Genomic DNA, 16045 nt, shown 5'->3' with positions numbered 1-16045 from the left:
TTCACTGCCTATATCGCATCCAAGTATAAGCATATCCTCTGTAATAAATGAAAGTTTTTCATTCTTACGAAACTTACCTTTAGTCTCTAGTTCTCTCCAAGTATGAGCCTTAAACCCTTTTCTAAGAACTTCTGCTTTTTCAATTACTTCCTGCTTTTCAAAAATGTTTACAACCTTCGCTTGATTTTTCTTGTTTCTGCCTTTAATATTCATTGTATGTACCTCATGTATGTTTAGATTTTTTACCAACGGTCAGGTCAGTAATAATCTAAATTTACTTGAGGTATTTTCTTTAGTCAATTCTTAGGTGCGTTTAAAGTATACAGGAAGCTATTTTAAATATTATTAATATCCATTCCGAATTTACCAAGATCTACCTTTCCGTTTTGGACAACGATTCCATCTGCCTCTAAAAGATTCTGCTGAACGCCAGCTCCTCCAAATACGTACTCATCCGCCAGCTCACCTTTGGAGTTTACCACTCTATAGCAAGGAATGTTTTCAAAATCGGGATTTTTGTGTAAAGCATTTCCCACTGCTCTGCTCATTTTAGGATTGCCTGCCATAGCAGCCACCTGGCCATAGGTGGCAACCTTGCCCTGTGGGATACGTTTCACAGCTTCGTATATACGTTTTGTAGGAGAATCCGTCACAAGATCATAGCTTTCTGCAATCATGCGCTTAACATCATCATCTGGAATGCTTCCATCTAAAATCACAGTGTTCCAATGCTCCTTGTTCTGGTGATACCCCGGTATTACCGCATCATAGGTGCGCCTCCAGAAATCTCTCCATTCAGGGTCACATTTCAAATTCAAACAAATCTGCCCGTCTTTTTCATATGACCAAAGGAAAGCCTTTTTACTTGGCTTCACCCTAATGAGCTGCCAGTTAGGATCATGAAATGGCGCCTCCTGATATGTATAAGGGAATGTGAGCCCGTAGCTTAACGCTTCTTCTCTAGTTTTCATTATAGTCCCCCTTTTACCACACAAATGGAATAAGTCTATATTTTACCCGCTCTTTGTACTGCTTGTATCCATCAAGTCCTTCCTCTAAGACTTTCTCCTCATTACGAATGCGCTTTGCAATGATTGGAAGATATACAAGCATTATTACAAATGAAAAAATAGAGCCTAGGATAATTGGCATAGCTAAAAATAGCAGAACTGTTGCCATATACATTGGATGACGCACTATTCCATATAGGCCTGTATCAACCACCTTCTGGCCTTCCTGCACTTCTATGGTTCTTGAAAGATATTCATTTTCCCTAAGCACCTCAGCATACAGCGCATAGGCTAACAGAAAAAGTACCGTGCCTAAAATCGTCACCCACGCTGGCAGCACCAGCCATGAAAATCTGAAATTCAAACCAGCAATTATGAAGGACGACAAAAACATTAGACCGCTGAACAAGACCACTTCCTTTTGCTCCATCTGTTCTTCCTTTGCATTAAGTCGCTTTCGCAAAAGCTCTGGATTTTTCTTCATCAGAATCAATCCCGCCACAAACATAGGGATAAAAAGCACTCCCATAAGCAACCAGGCCTGCCAAAAGGCAAAGCTTCCAGCCGCTGGAAATAGCAGCAGTCCCACTAATATTACTCCAGCAAAAAATTTAATTAGTGCAGAAATCAGTAATTTATTTGTCATAGCTTGCTCCCCCAATAATCAGCTTACATCCAGCTGTTTACAATTGCTATTTCCTCAATATATCCTGCATCATCATTTGGTGTTTCCAAAATAAATGGAAGATTTTGGAGAGTAGGATGTGTTGCAATTCGTTTCATTGCTTCCATACCGATGCAGCCCTGGCCTAGCTTTTCATGACGGTCTTTTGCTGCTCCGCATTCATTTTTACTATCATTAAAATGAATTGCCTTCAATCTGTCCAGACCGATGATTTTATCAAACTGTGTAAGGACACCATCAAGGTCATTTACGACATCATAGCCACCATCCCAAACATGGCATGTATCAAGGCAAACTCCCAGTTTGTCACTAAGCGTAGTGCGGTCAATAATTTCTCTTAATTCCTCAAAAGTTTTGCCTACCTCTGAGCCTTTGCCAGCCATAGTCTCTAAGAGCACTGTGGTCTGCATCTCAGGGAAAAGTGCTTGATTCAAGCCATCAGCAATCTGCTGAATTCCTGTTTCTGGCCCTTGACCCGTATGAGAACCTGGATGGAAATTGTAGTACTGATTTGGAACCTGTTCCATTCTCTGCAAATCCTGCTTAAGCATATCGAGAGCATTCGCTCTGGTCTCTGGTTTTGCAGAGCAAAGATTCATAGTGTAGCTGGCATGCGCTACAAGTGTACCAAATTTCTTTTCCTGCAATATTTGCTGAAGCTTTTCAACATCTTCTGGCTCTATATCCTTTGCTTTTCCACCACGTGGATTTCTTGTAAACCATGCAAATGTGTTTCCACCAAAATCCACCATCTGACGTCCCATTGCTTCATATCCGTTTGTCACTGATAAGTGACAGCCTATGTATATCATTAAAAATCTCCTTACTAGTCATATTTTCCCGACGTGCTTATGCTTCCTCAACAAACATTCCGGTAAGTCTTGGTACATTAAATCGGCTTACAAACAAATCGCATTTGCATAAAAAAGTGAAAAATGCGTTATGGCCTTCCCCTGCAAAGGATTCATAATTGGCCTGACCTTTAGAAAGAATCACATCCGCATTATCAACTGCATCTTTAGCTAAACCCTGCAATCTTCTATAAACTGTACCTGCGATTTTTTCTCCATTCGTAATTACGGTAAACTCGTCTGTCAAGCCAACATATTTTGCATCTTCTATAGTAGCATCATTATATGCTTCACCGCCACGAACCATTACAGTTATTTCAAGATTTGGGAACTGCTTTTTAAGCTGGCGAAGGAAAAGTTTATCCAGCACAATCTCTCCACAATTATCTGTGAGAAGTAAAAATGTTTTCGCACTGCTGCACTGCTTGCAAAAAGATTCAAATGTCGCCTGCTCATCAGCTCTCATGTCAGTGTCTTTGAATAGCTCAAAAAATGTATTTTCATCTACATCCTGCATCACACCAAAATCGATATAATTCCCAACTCGAGCCATCACAAGAGCAGTAGCAAGTGGATTATCGCTTGCTTCTATTTTCTCTTCTAAGCCCTGTTCCATGGAAAGTACTAAATCATTATATTTTTTATTGATGTCTCTAAAACTCGGCATTGGTCCAATGTATTTTTCATATGCCTCATTAAATGCAAAATTCATCTCTGCACTGCATGCATTTTCATCACGATTATCAAGTATATTTTTAACCTCTTTTAAATATTCCTTGTCATCAGTCTTTAGCTGTTGTCTATCATACATACATTTTGCACAACTTGGTGTCAGTTTCATTCAGTATAATCTCCTCTTCCATATGCAAACTCTTGAGCCTGCCTTGCAATTGATTATATCAAATCTAGCGTCAGCTGTTCATATCTCTCGGGTAAATCATTCAAGTAGCTAAAGCAATCATCAGGTTTATAAAGGATGTTATGTGCTTTACAAGTATCCTCGAAAAGTTGCATTAGTTTTTTGTTATTAGGACTTGGTACATTATATGAGTTGCCATAAGTTTTAATGTATTTTTCTTTCAATCCTGGAAAATTTTTATCCAAGGCCTCATAAAAATATTCCCTGTCACCTTCCCTCAGTGTCACGCCCATATCAAAGCAAATAATGCCCTTCACACCTACGCTAATACATTCTTCTAGTATCGCATTTACGTTTTCTTCTGTGTCATTTATAAATGGAAGAATTGGTGTCAGCCAAACCACTGTTGGAATGCCACGCTTTTGCATCTCCTCTAACACCTGTATTCTCCGTTTCGTGTTGCAGACATTTGGTTCTAGAATAGCGCACAAGTCATCGTTATAAGTAGTCAATGTCATCTGCACTACTGCCTTTGCCTTCTGATTGATTTCATCCAAAAGATCAATATCCCTAAGAATCCTGTCTGACTTTGTCTGAATCGCTATGCCAAATTCATATTTAGAAATGATTTCAAGACACTGTCTTGTGAGCTTTAGCTGCTCTTCGCAGTGCATATATGGATCTGACATAGAACCTGTGCCAATCATACATTTTTTTCTTTTTGATTTAAGTACAGCCTCTAAAAGCTCTGGAGCATTCTGCTTCACCTCAATATCCTCAAAGGCATGGGTAAACTGATAGCATTTGCTTCTGCTATCGCAATAAATACAGCCGTGAGTGCAGCCACGATATATGTTCATACCGCAGCGGCCATTATTTGCAGTTAATATCCCCTTCGCATTTACGAAATGCATTCTAGTCCTCCATCGTCAATGATAATTCTATCTCATCCTCGTCCACTGCCCCGGTCTCTGCAAAATCCATACCATGATACAGCGCTAGGGCTTTATCATTCTCTAGATTACATGTTAGTGTCACTCTATCCGAGTTTCCAAAAGGCTTGGTTTTAATGTAGGCCATGACCAGCTTTAGCGCTTCTTTTCCATAGCCTTTGCCCTGATGCTTTTCGTCAATCATCATATGCCAGATGTCATATTCTGGAATGTCATAGTCGTAAATCACCATCACATAGCCAACCATCTTATTATCATTATAAATCCCAAATGGCTGACATTGGTCACGATAAACATATGCCTGAGCCAAGCTACGTATTGGATGAGAAACAAACTTCTCCTGTCCCTCGCCCAGTTTTAAATTAAACGCATCAATAAAGTTTTCTTCTGTTATTTTCCTAAGATTAATCATGTGAATCCTCCATAAAATGTCAATGCTAGTTTCTAAAATCTTGTATGAACATCTATGAAGACTTGTGAAATGTTAAAGAACTGCCCTTATTATACAAAAACACCGTGGCACTTAGCCACGGTAAATAGAATTCTTTTATGCAACAACCGAGGCCTTCAACAGATATTCAGAAATAGTATTTTTTCTATTCATCATAATTGAACACCTCCTCTTTCTTTGATTGTTTATAAAATGGATTATACACAGGTTTTATAAGTTGCGCAAGAGTATTAAAATGTTTTATGCAATTTCCAAAAATCAATAGTCTCCTGCAAATCTGCCTCATCTACAAAAAGATTCATCTTTTTTCCTATAGCTATGGCCATATCAACATACATATTGGCCTTTGCAGTAATTACATACTCGCCAACAACCAAATCATCCTTAACTGAATGTGTTGATTCTATTCCTTTTAATACTCCTGCCTTGTCTAATTCATCTACACCGTTGCATATTCCTGCAACAATTCCCTTATTGTCCACAACTGAACGAATAAAAGAATATACTTCTTCATTATCAATGGTTGAAATGTCTCCCCCAGGTACCAAGAGAAGTTCCACATCTTTAGGGTCAATCTCTCTTAATGCACAAGTTGCATTCAAAGAAAACTTTTCCTGTGCCGTAACTGACTTTCCATCTACTGTAGCAAATACTATTTCATGTCCAGTGCACTGAAGAAAATAATTCGTAATTACGATTTCATAAATGCAACAAGTCTCATATAATAATACAACTGTTTTCATAAATATATACCTTCCTATCTTGTTATTAATCCGCATTATAACAATATTGTGTATTGCCGTCCATATCTACAACAAAAACTCCCGTATTTTCTCTTCTACAAGCCTAACATCAATTGGTGCATCTGATAACTCCATAGTTGTGATTAAATCCCGGCCTTGAAGGTAACTATTTTTCTCATAATTATGTATCTTCTTAAAATTCTTTGTAGCATAATCCATATCCGAAAGAATCCCTAGATGTTCCCAATAAATAGTCTTTCTTGTACTTGTATTCAATGCGACAAAGTCAGGATATACCGTACTATAGCCCAGTTCTAACATCGACTCATATTGATAAGGAACATTATACTTATCCAAGGCATCAGCAATAATCTTTTCCGACTTTGATCGTACCATCTCTCCTCGATTTGTCTGATATAGACCTTCTTCTGGGAATGGATTCTGCTGCCCCGGATGTTTTTCTAGCCAGTTTTGAATATATATATCATCAGGCTCTATTAGTGGGGTTACATATCTTTTCCGTCCTTCATTCAAATTGTCATATACATCCGTTAATTCTTTTATATCATATAGACTGATAAACTTATCTATACGTTTATGCAATATCTTTAATTTCTCATTTAATGCAAGTTCATAATCTTTTTGAATATATTTTCTAATAGCTTTCTCATCCTCAGCCCCCATATACTTTCTTATGCCATTCATCTTATCAACATAATAATACTGAAAATTGCCACGGCATCGAGATACATGAATCTGCCCATTGCCTAAATCCTTGTACTTAGATACATTTCTATTAGAGCGCTTTATAAGAATATTTAGCTCTTGTATCTGTTCTTCTAACTTCTTTTTATGATTTTCCATTACTCCTCCACGTCAATTATTTTGTTAATACATCCTTGCCTATTCTAAAGCTCCTCATTTCAAATAAGTTGTTGCCCTATACAGTTTTTTTAGAAATCCCCTCCAAAAAAACTGTATTGAAATTTTCTGTTTACATAAATGTACAGTTATTTTTTATCTCTTGTAATAAATAACTGTACAACAAACCGCTCATTTTAAACTTAAACAGTGTTTTCTGGCTATAGTATAAAAATCACTGTCGATATAAATAGACCATGACAGTGTTTTTAGATGACAGCATCAAAAAAACTGTATCATCATAATCTAAGCTCTTTTCACTTTTATTAGCGTACAGTTATTTTCATAAAAAACCGTATAATCACTGTACTTCTGCTATTTCATTCTCTTTCCAACTGTGAAAACTGTGGCGAATTGCCAAATAAGTGATAAAAATAGAACACTTTTCATAACTCGTACGATAATATAACGTTCAAAAGCAACTTTGTCAATACCCAATCCTGAAAATCTGAATGATAAGCCAATCTATCTACAAATCAAATACCAGATATTGTCATTTTATTGTCACGAGACAATAAAAAAGCTCTGAGGACATTGAATTCTCAATGTTCTCAGAGCAATAAACTCTATTCCAGTTCCCTAACTTAACCTGTGTCTTAAACATTTTTGTTAGGGTTTTCTGTTACGATTTGATTCCATTTGGTTTCAGCTGTCCATATCACACGGACTGTATCAGCTAATGTTATCAAATTGTTATCACGGGACTGTTATCAAACTATAGTATTATTTCCTTCATTGTTAATTCTATACCTTTTTCACCTTAAAATCCATCAAATACGGTGCTACGCTTTCAAAGTCAATGTCATTCTTTTCTGTTACAACCACATTTTCTGTTATTAGTAAATTCTCTTTTCGTACAGTTTTCCTGAACATAAACGGATCATCCTTGCTAATAACTGTGACACTTGTATCGTGCGGATCATCAAACCCTCCACCAACAACAGTAAAATCTCCGACATTACCATTCTCATCTAACTGAATACAGTAGCTTTTCGACAACTGATTTAGTCCAGGATCATATCCGAGAGAAGCTGCAATTGCATTATCCTCTCTATCATAATCTTCTTTCCATTTTTGTACTTTCTTTAAAACCCCTTCTGCAAAATCCGGATCAGATTCCATCTTCTTCTGAAGACTTTCCGGCATCAGAATAACCATCTCCCCATAATTAATTTGGCTGAGACCTTTCTGTACATTTCGATCCGTCTGCGGCGGTTCAGGACCATTTGGTTTCCATTTGTTCAGGCATTCTGCTGATGAATCTTTCTTAAAATACTCCCAAATAGGAAAATCGTTACGATCCCAGGATTCCCATGGTACATCACAATCTCCCACCTTAGTTTGAACATTATAGTTAGAAAATGATGCCTGGAACATGCTGCTTACATCACTACTTTTTCCACAAGCTTCAGCAAGTATTTCTGAGAAAGATGATACTTCCTGCTTTTCAACCACCTCGGGCATTGATTTATTAACAGAACGTCTTATTATTTCCGAAGAAATACTTTGTAAGGTGCTTATACTCACAAGCAATCCTCCATATCCATGCTTTCTTATATATCAAAACTATTAGGGATTGATATCCCCGCTCCATAAGCCGCTAACACACTTTCCGGTGTATCTCCAAAGGCTAGTGTCCCTGCACCAAGCATCTGCTCATTAAGAACAGCTTCTATACTTCGCTTGTGATAAATCTCTTCCTGAATACGTCTGCGTTCATCTGCAGCCTCTTGACTCCGCGCTATACTTTCCTGTCTTTCTTTAGCTTTTTTCTCTCTTTTTGCTTTCTGCTCTGCTTCAAATTTAGCTATCTTTTCCGGTGATTCCTCACCGCTCAGATAATGTGTCACGGTTCCATCTTCGTGTATAACTAACCCTTCAGACGTTTTCCTATGGCCTATCATTGCCATAAATGCATCGGTCTTAGGGACACCGTAATTAAAATAATCCGATATTTTCTTTTCATAATATGCTGCTTTTTCAGGATCATTAGCCATCTGCTCCAAAATATTAGGTGCAATCGCTACATTCCCAGAGCCAGCAGTTCCGCCGGCAAATCTATCCATACTGTTCTGATCTTTTCCAACGCTTGCTACTGTAATCGGACACCCAAATTTACTTTGCAGGTCGTTTTTATAGGCTTCTACTACATTATCTGACGATGTTGCCTTATTCAGCGTATTTGCAAAATCAGATGATGAGACCGACTTATCCCTAATCTGATTTGCATAACTGTATGCACTTGCCACTCCGCCTAAACTACTAATATCCATATTCCACCTCCATCACTATGAAAAAAGCATCCGCAAACAGGTATGTATCAATCCCTTGGTTACAGATGCTCTCCTTAGCCTATAATATCTTTTATTCTTATATCGGATAGTTCTCCTGTAATCTTTACACTAAAAACTCCAAAGTTTTTCTTTTCTCTTAGCTGTAAAAACGGGAGCGTGTCACGCCCCCGTCACTGTCAATCAAAGGAAAAGTTATTCCAACTCTGTTTCCCTGTGTTTTTTGGGTACAACCGGGGTCCTTGGATGCTCCTTCGTTTCTTTCTTTAACTCCGTAAGTTTGCCAAGAACGCTTTCCCTGGTCTTTTCTTCAACTTCCTTACGCTTGTGCATATCCCACCACTCTTTAAACTTCCGCCAAGCTCCGGCGACAAGTTTTCCGATTGGTGTTTTCGGTTCTTTCAGAAATGCGTATCTCATAAATTCTTTCTGTGCTTCCGTTTCAACCATTGTCTGAATCGTTTCTTCAGTCTGCTTGTTCAGTTCCTCCAAAACGGTTTCCTTAATCTCAACGGCATTCGTAGTTGCCATATACTGTTCGTTCAATGATTCAAGCGCCTCGGCTTTTTTTCTTACAAAGAACTCTTTGGACCAATCGCTGTTCCGCCCCTTTTCGATTTCCTTAAGATCCTCGCCTTCGAAGATTTCCGGATGTTCGTTCATTTCCTGCTCGGCGTACTTATGCATCTTGTCCTGAAGCTCTGTAAGTGTCTCTTGGGTGAAGACTCTTGTCTTCGCTGCCTGCTTTTGCATACCACGCTTGTATCCTCGTCCAATCGGAAGTCCAATCACATGAGCATGGGGCGAATGTTCATCCAGGTGAACAGCCGCTGATACGATCCGAAAGTCCGGTACAAGTTCCTGAAGATGCTTCAGCTGATCTTCGAAGATCGGAAGCATCTGCTTCTTCATCTCCAATGACTTGTCATGCCAAAACTCGGCATCTCCGAGTTGGATGACAAGCTCAGCTGCCACATCGTTCTTTCCGCTTTCGGAAACGTATTTCAAATAATCATCAATCTGTCGATCTGCCCGCTTGCCCTTGTTGTATTCTTCAAGGCAAGCGTCAAATTCTTGATGATATGCTTCCTTCAGATCATCAAGAATGTTATCTCCGCCGACAAGTACGAAGATATTGTCCCGGCAATACTGGGGACTTTCGTACTGGCGGAGATTATGCTTGCTCGCAGCCGCCACTTTTTTAGTGCTGGTAAGAGCATGCTTCTTGTTGGATAAATGTAATGAATACGAGATCATATTTCTCCTTTCATGATCGAGTGTGAATTACATGTGAGACAACAGGAACGCCTCGCAGAGCCCTCGGAGAGCCCCCGGATAATGATGCGTAGTGTCATTATCCATAGGGGGTTATCGATTATGTCTGTGGTGCTACGCTCCACATAATCGGTAAGCCGCCTTCGGCGGGAAATTCTGTTGTCAAGGTTCATATAACGACCCGTTTGCACCGGATCGTATTCTGTTAACAAAGGAAAAGTTACCACCTGAAATCCGGATGTATCCCCACCCGGTCAAGATATTCCTGCCTCGACTTTTCCCTTTCTTCTTCAGTAGGTGCTGTTTTCGATTTTGAATAAATCTCATGATTCACCATAGTGTTAAGTTTTGCTTCAAGGCCTTTTTCGATTTCTTCCTTTTCTTCAAATTTATCCAAAAGGTGATAACTCAAAAGTTTAAAAAACAGCTCCCGCGTTATCTGTACATATTTCATAAATCGCTCCTTTCAACCAAGTCCGCAACAACGCAAGGTCTTAATATTTTTGCAACCTTGCATCCTTCAAGTCCGCAAATCTTGACACATTGCATTGTTGCGTTCTTCCTTATTCTGTGTCTTCCTTAAGGACCCAGTACCAGGTATCGTTGATCTTTTTTGCCTTAATACCAAGAGACTGTTTTGCATTTTCCAATGTTCTCTTTGAAATATTTTCTTCTCTGGCGGCTTCTTCGATTTCTTTACTTGGAAGCATCCTGTGATTCTCTGCCAGCTCTTTTAACAGGGCCGTGGCACGGTCCTGTTTATTCACTTTAGGTTCAATACCTCCAAGCACTTCATCCGCCGTAATCTCATAATCTCCGATCCACCTGAAGCCGTCTTCTGAAAGTTCAAAAGCTTTCGAATGACCAAAGGCCGCGAGATTATTCTTAATCTGAACCATTGCTCTTTTGTCCGGTTCTCCTTCGATCCTTCCGACCAGAAGAACACTTCTTGCGACAGCATAGAAGTCTATCGATCCTATTCCTCTGTAAGCTGCCTTTGTACCACCGGCTTTGTTCATGTGACCAATAAGGACGATAGCGCATTTATATTTTTCTGCTAACGCTCCAAGCCGTTTAGTCATATCTCTTGCTTCATTTGCCCGATTCATATCCATCCCGCCGCCAAGATATGCCTGTATAGGATCAAGGATCAGGAGTTTCGCATTGGTCGTTTTCAACGCTTCTTCGATTCTCTCATCCGCCATGGATAATGATTTGTCGCTTTCATCAATCACCATTATCCTTGTACAATCCGCTCTGGCACTTTCGAGCCTGGGCTTCACTGTATCAGCAAGTCCATCTTCAGCAGTCTGATAAATAATATTGACCGGTTCACTGCAATTCATTCCATCATCAAGCGACTCACCTCGTGAAAGTTTCGCGGCAAGATTCAATACCATCGTTGTCTTACCATCGCCGGGATCTCCCTGGATGATGGTAAGCTTTCCATATGGGATGAACGGGAACCAGAGCCAAGATATTTCCTCCGTCTCGATTTCCGACATCTGAATCAGTTTTAATTCTGTCTTGTTTTCTTCCATTTATATTTTTCCTCCGTTTTCATATTTTTGTATTGAATGTAAGCGGAAGCCTTGTTATACTTTGAATTAAGTGAATTTGTATAAGAAAGCTTCGGCTTTGTTGGAAAAGTCCTCTGTTCCCGCAGAGGACTTTTTCGTTTACCTCCAGTCATCCTCATGCTGCATTCCTTCCATGATGATTGCTATTTGTCTGATAAGTACGATCAGGTCAGGATCCACTGATGAACCGGACTCAATCCTAGAGAGCTCATTCAGAACTTTTTTCAGTTCGTCCTTAAGTGCCTTATACACTTTCGGATTCCCCTGAACAGTTATCGTTTTGTTCATCAATCGACTAATAATGTAATCCTGCTTCGTGTGACCTGAGAGGCGAACTTCCGCTTCAATCAGTGCATCTTCCTCCGGTGAAACCCTAAACGCCACTATCTTGTTTCTAAAGCGTCCCCTCTGATCCAAATTCTTTGCTGACATCCTTATGCCTCCTTTTCTGTGTCATTGCTAAATCTTTCATTATCAAGGAAATCTGCCATCTCATCCTGTTTTGTAGGAAACAGATGTGCATATCGGTACGTGATCCTTTCTGTTTCATGCCCTACACGATTTCCAATCTCCAGTGCTGTAAATCCCTTATTGATCAGAAATGATACATGGCTGTGCCGCAAATCATGAATTCGGATAACCTTTACTCCTGCGGCTTTGCATCCCCTTTCCATTTCTGTAGAGAGAACATGTTTGGATAATGACTGAAATATCCTGTCACCAGGCTTGATGTCATAAAACATCTTCAGGCAGTCCTTCATTTCCTCACAAAGGAACTTTGGAAGTTTTATAACCCTGTTGCTCTTCTTTGTCTTAGGTGTTGTTACAACATCCTCTCCGTGCATCCTCTGATAAGACTTATTGATCCTAAGCGTTGACTTTTCGAAATCAAAATCTGCCGGGGTAAGTGCAAGCAGTTCTCCTTCACGTATTCCGCACCAGTACAAGATTTCAAAAGCGTAATAGGAAATCGGCCTGTCCATGATTGCCTCAGCAAAAGCAAGATATTCTTCTTTTGTCCAGAATGACATTTCCTTTATATCTTCCTGCCCCATACAGCCCGCATTTCTCGCCGGATTAACGCTCAGGTGATAATACTTAGCCGCATGGTTGAAAAGTGCGCTCAGTTCCGCATGTATCGTTTTCAGATAACATGGTGAAAAAGTTTCTCCGTTGGCTTTCGTCAAACGCATCATCTCATTCTGCCAGTCGATTACATCCTTTGCGGTTATTTCTGAAAGCTTGCGCTTTCCAAGATAAGGAAGGATCTTTTTTTCATATATGACCTGCTTTGTCATCCATGTGTTTTCCTTAAGTCTTGGTCTAACGTCTTTTTCGTAGAGTTCATAGAAAGCTTCCAACGTCATATCAATATCCGATGCCTGCTGAAGCTTAAACTGAGCTTCCCACTCAATAGCTTCTTTACGAGTAGAAAACCCTCTCTGACATTTCTGCCTATTCGTCCCAGTCCAGTCCTTGTAACGGATCATTGCATACCAGGTACCGTTCTTTTCGTTCTTATAGACAGGCATTAAGCATTCCTCCTTTCGTAATCCTTAGTTTGATAAAAATGTTCATAGAAGAATTTAGTATCGATCCTTCCCTGAATGGTCTGAAATCCCATTTCCTGCATTTCCTTGTTAAGCTTTCTTATCAGCTTATAGGCGTAACTTTCAGAAACGCCGAGGATTTCCATAACATCTGCTACTCTCAAAAACATTTTTTCCATACATTTCTTTCCTTTCGTTGGTTTCTCTTGTTGATACTTCATTTGCCGCTTCCCTTTGACACTTTCCTGACGGGTAACCTCTGGGTTCGTTAGCCTTATAGACTGTTTTGGACTGCGCCGTTTTCGCTCCCTCCATACGCTCGCTTTCGGTCCTCGCATACTTTTCCGGAGTCATATCTGTGTCTCAGACGATCATTTAGTTGTCACTTAACATATTTGTTTAAGTTCATGGTTATAATACTAAACATATTTGTTAAAGTCAAGTGCGTAATTAAACTTTTTTGTTTAATTCCTCTTGATTGTCCTAAACAAATATGTTAAGATAATCCCATCAAACGAAAGGAGCCCTCACTATGGCAATAGGAGAACGAATCCATTTCTTCCGTAGTAAACGCGGAATGACACAAAAATATGTAGGTGCACAAATCGGCTTTGATGAAAAATCTGCCGATGTCCGTATGGCTCAATATGAGAGTGAAAACCGTGTTCCAAAGGATAACCTTGTTCAGGCAATGGCAGAGCTTTTTGACGTTAAACCTGATGCCCTGAAGGTTCCTGACATCGACTCTTTCACTGGGCTTATCCATACCCTCTTCGCTATTGAAGATCGCTACGGTCTCAAGGTTGAAAAGGCAGAAGATGGTCAGCCTCAGCTTTATCTTGACTTAAGGAATCATCCCGGCAGCATGCAGCTTTATGACATGCTGCTGGATTGGATGGACAAATCCGAAGCTCTTAGATCCGGTCAGCTCACCCAGGATGAATACGATGCCTGGAGATATCACTATCCAACACCCGGTCAGACAACTCATTCACACTTTGAAGCTGTTCCACCCCAGAAATAATCTGAGCAAATCCTATCTGAATGGTTTCAACAGGCTAACATATAGGCAAAAAGAAAAGGCCTTGCTAAGCTATTCATTAGCTTAACAAGACCTTTTTAGTCTTTGCTGAAACCTCACCTGCTAACCATTTGCATTACTCATAAATAATGCTCAGTTATCAAGTGTTATCATTTTGTTATCAAATCGCTTTTTCAATTCCCTAAAAGCCGCATAAATACAGCATTTTGGGGACTTCGTTAATTATTCTAATTCCACAGTTCCTGGTGGCTTAGAAGTAAGATCGTACATTACGCGGTTAACGCCCTTAACCTCGTTGATGATGCGGCTCATTACACGCTGAAGAACTTCGAATGGAATCTCAGAAGCTTCTGCTGTCATGAAGTCTACTGTTTCAACGGCGCGAAGTACTACTGCGTAGTCGTATGTACGCTCGTCGCCCATAACGCCTACTGAGCGCATGTTTGAAAGTGCTGCAAAGTACTGATCTGGAAGCTTTGCAAGACCTGCCTCTGCAAGCTCTGTACGATAAATATAATCAGCATCCTGAACGATGCGAACCTTTTCTGCTGTAACCTCTCCGATGATACGAATACCAAGGCCTGGGCCTGGGAATGGCTGACGGAATACAAGGTATTCTGGCAAGCCAAGCTCTAAACCGACCTTACGTACTTCGTCCTTGAAAAGATTGCGAAGTGGCTCGATGATTTCTTTGAAATCAACATAGTCAGGAAGTCCACCTACATTATGGTGAGACTTGATAACTACTGACTCACCGCCAAGTCCTGATTCAACAACATCTGGATAGATAGTTCCCTGTGCAAGGAAATCAACAGTGCCAATTTTCTTAGCTTCTTCCTCGAATACACGAATGAATTCCTCGCCAATGATTTTACGCTTGCGTTCTGGTTCTTCAACGCCTGCGAGCTTTGCGTAATAACGCTCTGCTGCATTAACACGAACAAAATTAATATCAAATGCGCCTTCTGGACCAAATACTGATTCTACCTCATCACCCTCGTTTTTACGAAGAAGGCCATGGTCAACGAAAACACATGTAAGCTGCTTTCCAATTGCCTTTGCAAGAAGCGCTGCAAGAACAGATGAATCAACACCACCAGAAAGAGCAAGAAGCACTTTTCCTGAACCTACGCGCTCTCTAATTTCTCCGATTGTCTGCTCAACAAAGGAATCCATACGCCATGTGCCAGCTGTCTGACAGATGTTTCTAACAAAGTTGTGGAGGATTTCCTTTCCTCGAACAGTGTGGAGTACCTCTGGATGGAACTGGATAGCATAAAGCTTTTTATCTTCACAAGCTGCTGCTGCAACTGGGCAATCATTTGTATGAGCAATGATATCAAACCCAGGTGCCACTGAAGAAATATAGTCAAAGTGACTCATCCAAACAACTGTTGAGTCCTCAACACCTGCAAAAAGAGTATCCTTTGATCCGTCAATAAATGTCTCAGTTTTACCATATTCACGGACTGGTGCTTTCTCAACCTTACCGCCAAGCACATGCATCATAAGCTGTGCGCCATAGCAAAGACCAAGCACTGGAATACCAAGTTCAAAAAGTTCCTTAGTATAGGTAGGTGCCCCTTCCTCATAACATGAATTAGGACCTCCTGTCAGGATAATTCCCTTAGGATTCATCTCTTTAATTTGGTCGATAGGGGTACGATAAGAATAAATCTCACAATAGACATTACATTCTCTGACACGACGTGCCACAAGCTGATTGTATTGTCCGCCGAAATCAATAACAATGACTTTCTCTTGATTCATAGCAGCTCCTTACTAGATAAATTTTTCTAAAGTATAGATGAAATTTTCAAAATCTTCAACAAAA

At 40.0% G+C, this 16045-nt stretch carries 18 protein-coding genes and 1 pseudogene; 1 reads left to right on the top strand and 18 read right to left on the bottom strand.

Annotated elements, in window-relative coordinates; genetic code table 11:
* The 17 genes and pseudogenes from BM102_RS05250 to BM102_RS05165 all read right to left on the bottom strand — a co-directional run.
* Positions 1–213 (bottom strand): annotated as a pseudogene (locus BM102_RS05250) (IS110 family transposase); the annotation flags it as partial.
* 122 nt (positions 214–335) lie between these two features.
* Positions 336–971, bottom strand: a complete 636-nt coding sequence (locus BM102_RS05245; RefSeq protein ID WP_090479633.1) for a methylated-DNA--[protein]-cysteine S-methyltransferase — start codon at positions 969–971, stop codon at positions 336–338.
* Between the two features lie 13 nt (positions 972–984).
* The gene (locus BM102_RS05240; protein WP_090479630.1) at positions 985–1656 is read right to left on the bottom strand and encodes a methyltransferase family protein; all 672 of its coding nucleotides are present in this window, start codon (positions 1654–1656) and stop codon (positions 985–987) included.
* Positions 1657–1679: 23 nt separating this feature from the next.
* Positions 1680–2507, bottom strand: a complete 828-nt coding sequence (locus tag BM102_RS05235; RefSeq protein WP_090479626.1) for a deoxyribonuclease IV — start codon at positions 2505–2507, stop codon at positions 1680–1682.
* A 37-nt stretch (positions 2508–2544) separates the two neighbouring features.
* Positions 2545–3387, bottom strand: coding sequence for a damage-control phosphatase ARMT1 family protein (locus tag BM102_RS05230; RefSeq protein WP_090479623.1), 843 nt, complete (start codon positions 3385–3387; stop codon positions 2545–2547).
* A 53-nt stretch (positions 3388–3440) separates the two neighbouring features.
* Positions 3441–4319 (bottom strand): SPL family radical SAM protein, encoded by an 879-nt coding sequence (locus BM102_RS05225; protein ID WP_090479620.1) that lies wholly within the window; start codon positions 4317–4319, stop codon positions 3441–3443.
* 1 nt (position 4320) lies between these two features.
* Entirely contained in the window at positions 4321–4770 is a 450-nt protein-coding gene (locus BM102_RS05220) for a GNAT family N-acetyltransferase (protein WP_090479617.1), read from the bottom strand.
* 269 nt (positions 4771–5039) lie between these two features.
* A complete protein-coding gene (locus tag BM102_RS05215; protein WP_090479614.1) occupies positions 5040–5552 on the bottom strand; it encodes a DJ-1/PfpI family protein in 513 nt (170 codons plus the stop codon).
* A gap of 66 nt (positions 5553–5618) precedes the next feature.
* Positions 5619–6416 (bottom strand): hypothetical protein, encoded by a 798-nt coding sequence (locus BM102_RS05210; RefSeq protein WP_090479610.1) that lies wholly within the window; start codon positions 6414–6416, stop codon positions 5619–5621.
* Between the two features lie 801 nt (positions 6417–7217).
* A complete protein-coding gene (locus tag BM102_RS05205; protein WP_090479608.1) occupies positions 7218–8000 on the bottom strand; it encodes a hypothetical protein in 783 nt (260 codons plus the stop codon).
* Between the two features lie 26 nt (positions 8001–8026).
* Positions 8027–8746 carry a DUF6033 family protein gene (locus BM102_RS05200; RefSeq protein WP_090479605.1) on the bottom strand — a complete coding sequence of 240 codons (720 nt, stop codon included), beginning with the start codon at positions 8744–8746 and terminating at the stop codon, positions 8027–8029.
* A gap of 213 nt (positions 8747–8959) precedes the next feature.
* A complete protein-coding gene (locus BM102_RS05195) occupies positions 8960–10021 on the bottom strand; it encodes a plasmid recombination protein (RefSeq protein ID WP_090479603.1) in 1062 nt (353 codons plus the stop codon).
* A gap of 238 nt (positions 10022–10259) precedes the next feature.
* The gene (locus BM102_RS05190; protein ID WP_090479600.1) at positions 10260–10493 is read right to left on the bottom strand and encodes a complexin-2; all 234 of its coding nucleotides are present in this window, start codon (positions 10491–10493) and stop codon (positions 10260–10262) included.
* Positions 10494–10602: 109 nt separating this feature from the next.
* The gene (locus BM102_RS05185) at positions 10603–11580 is read right to left on the bottom strand and encodes an AAA family ATPase (protein ID WP_090479597.1); all 978 of its coding nucleotides are present in this window, start codon (positions 11578–11580) and stop codon (positions 10603–10605) included.
* Between the two features lie 138 nt (positions 11581–11718).
* The gene (locus tag BM102_RS05175; RefSeq protein ID WP_090479592.1) at positions 11719–12051 is read right to left on the bottom strand and encodes a plasmid mobilization protein; all 333 of its coding nucleotides are present in this window, start codon (positions 12049–12051) and stop codon (positions 11719–11721) included.
* A gap of 2 nt (positions 12052–12053) precedes the next feature.
* Positions 12054–13151 (bottom strand): site-specific integrase, encoded by a 1098-nt coding sequence (locus tag BM102_RS05170; protein ID WP_090479589.1) that lies wholly within the window; start codon positions 13149–13151, stop codon positions 12054–12056.
* A complete protein-coding gene (locus tag BM102_RS05165; RefSeq protein WP_330388588.1) occupies positions 13151–13390 on the bottom strand; it encodes a helix-turn-helix transcriptional regulator in 240 nt (79 codons plus the stop codon). The genes BM102_RS05170 and BM102_RS05165 overlap by 1 nt, the downstream gene beginning before the upstream one ends.
* 311 nt (positions 13391–13701) lie before the next feature.
* On the opposite strand from BM102_RS05165, the gene BM102_RS05160 reads away from it, so the two are divergent.
* Positions 13702–14193, top strand: a complete 492-nt coding sequence (locus BM102_RS05160) for a helix-turn-helix domain-containing protein (protein ID WP_090479586.1) — start codon at positions 13702–13704, stop codon at positions 14191–14193.
* 240 nt (positions 14194–14433) lie between these two features.
* On the opposite strand, the gene guaA is transcribed toward BM102_RS05160, so the two are convergent.
* Positions 14434–15981 carry a glutamine-hydrolyzing GMP synthase gene (guaA, locus tag BM102_RS05155; RefSeq protein ID WP_090479583.1) on the bottom strand — a complete coding sequence of 516 codons (1548 nt, stop codon included), beginning with the start codon at positions 15979–15981 and terminating at the stop codon, positions 14434–14436.
* Positions 15982–16045: the final 64 nt, after the last annotated feature.

This window comes from Pseudobutyrivibrio sp. JW11 (genome assembly GCF_900115355.1).
GTDB classification, from domain to species: Bacteria; Bacillota; Clostridia; order Lachnospirales; family Lachnospiraceae; genus Pseudobutyrivibrio; species Pseudobutyrivibrio ruminis.
Note: the sequence above shows the minus strand (reverse complement) of the source record. Positions and strands in the feature narration are given on the sequence as shown.

What these genes read in the sequence shown, in the direction of transcription:
- BM102_RS05160 (WP_090479586.1), top strand. Translation starts at nt 13,702, where the DNA reads ATGGCAATAGGAGAACGAATCCATTTCTTCCGTAGTAAACGCGGAATG.
- BM102_RS05245 (WP_090479633.1), bottom strand. Translation starts at nt 971, where the DNA reads ATGAAAACTAGAGAAGAAGCGTTAAGCTACGGGCTCACATTCCCTTAT.
- BM102_RS05240 (WP_090479630.1), bottom strand. Translation starts at nt 1,656, where the DNA reads ATGACAAATAAATTACTGATTTCTGCACTAATTAAATTTTTTGCTGGA.
- BM102_RS05165 (WP_330388588.1), bottom strand. Translation starts at nt 13,390, where the DNA reads ATGAAGTATCAACAAGAGAAACCAACGAAAGGAAAGAAATGTATGGAA.
- BM102_RS05230 (WP_090479623.1), bottom strand. Translation starts at nt 3,387, where the DNA reads ATGAAACTGACACCAAGTTGTGCAAAATGTATGTATGATAGACAACAG.
- BM102_RS05185 (WP_090479597.1), bottom strand. Translation starts at nt 11,580, where the DNA reads ATGGAAGAAAACAAGACAGAATTAAAACTGATTCAGATGTCGGAAATC.
- BM102_RS05225 (WP_090479620.1), bottom strand. Translation starts at nt 4,319, where the DNA reads ATGCATTTCGTAAATGCGAAGGGGATATTAACTGCAAATAATGGCCGC.
- guaA (WP_090479583.1), bottom strand. Translation starts at nt 15,981, where the DNA reads ATGAATCAAGAGAAAGTCATTGTTATTGATTTCGGCGGACAATACAAT.
- BM102_RS05200 (WP_090479605.1), bottom strand. Translation starts at nt 8,746, where the DNA reads ATGGATATTAGTAGTTTAGGCGGAGTGGCAAGTGCATACAGTTATGCA.
- BM102_RS05190 (WP_090479600.1), bottom strand. Translation starts at nt 10,493, where the DNA reads ATGAAATATGTACAGATAACGCGGGAGCTGTTTTTTAAACTTTTGAGT.
- BM102_RS05235 (WP_090479626.1), bottom strand. Translation starts at nt 2,507, where the DNA reads ATGATATACATAGGCTGTCACTTATCAGTGACAAACGGATATGAAGCA.
- BM102_RS05210 (WP_090479610.1), bottom strand. Translation starts at nt 6,416, where the DNA reads ATGGAAAATCATAAAAAGAAGTTAGAAGAACAGATACAAGAGCTAAAT.
- BM102_RS05195 (WP_090479603.1), bottom strand. Translation starts at nt 10,021, where the DNA reads ATGATCTCGTATTCATTACATTTATCCAACAAGAAGCATGCTCTTACC.
- BM102_RS05170 (WP_090479589.1), bottom strand. Translation starts at nt 13,151, where the DNA reads ATGCCTGTCTATAAGAACGAAAAGAACGGTACCTGGTATGCAATGATC.
- BM102_RS05220 (WP_090479617.1), bottom strand. Translation starts at nt 4,770, where the DNA reads ATGATTAATCTTAGGAAAATAACAGAAGAAAACTTTATTGATGCGTTT.
- BM102_RS05215 (WP_090479614.1), bottom strand. Translation starts at nt 5,552, where the DNA reads ATGAAAACAGTTGTATTATTATATGAGACTTGTTGCATTTATGAAATC.
- BM102_RS05175 (WP_090479592.1), bottom strand. Translation starts at nt 12,051, where the DNA reads ATGTCAGCAAAGAATTTGGATCAGAGGGGACGCTTTAGAAACAAGATA.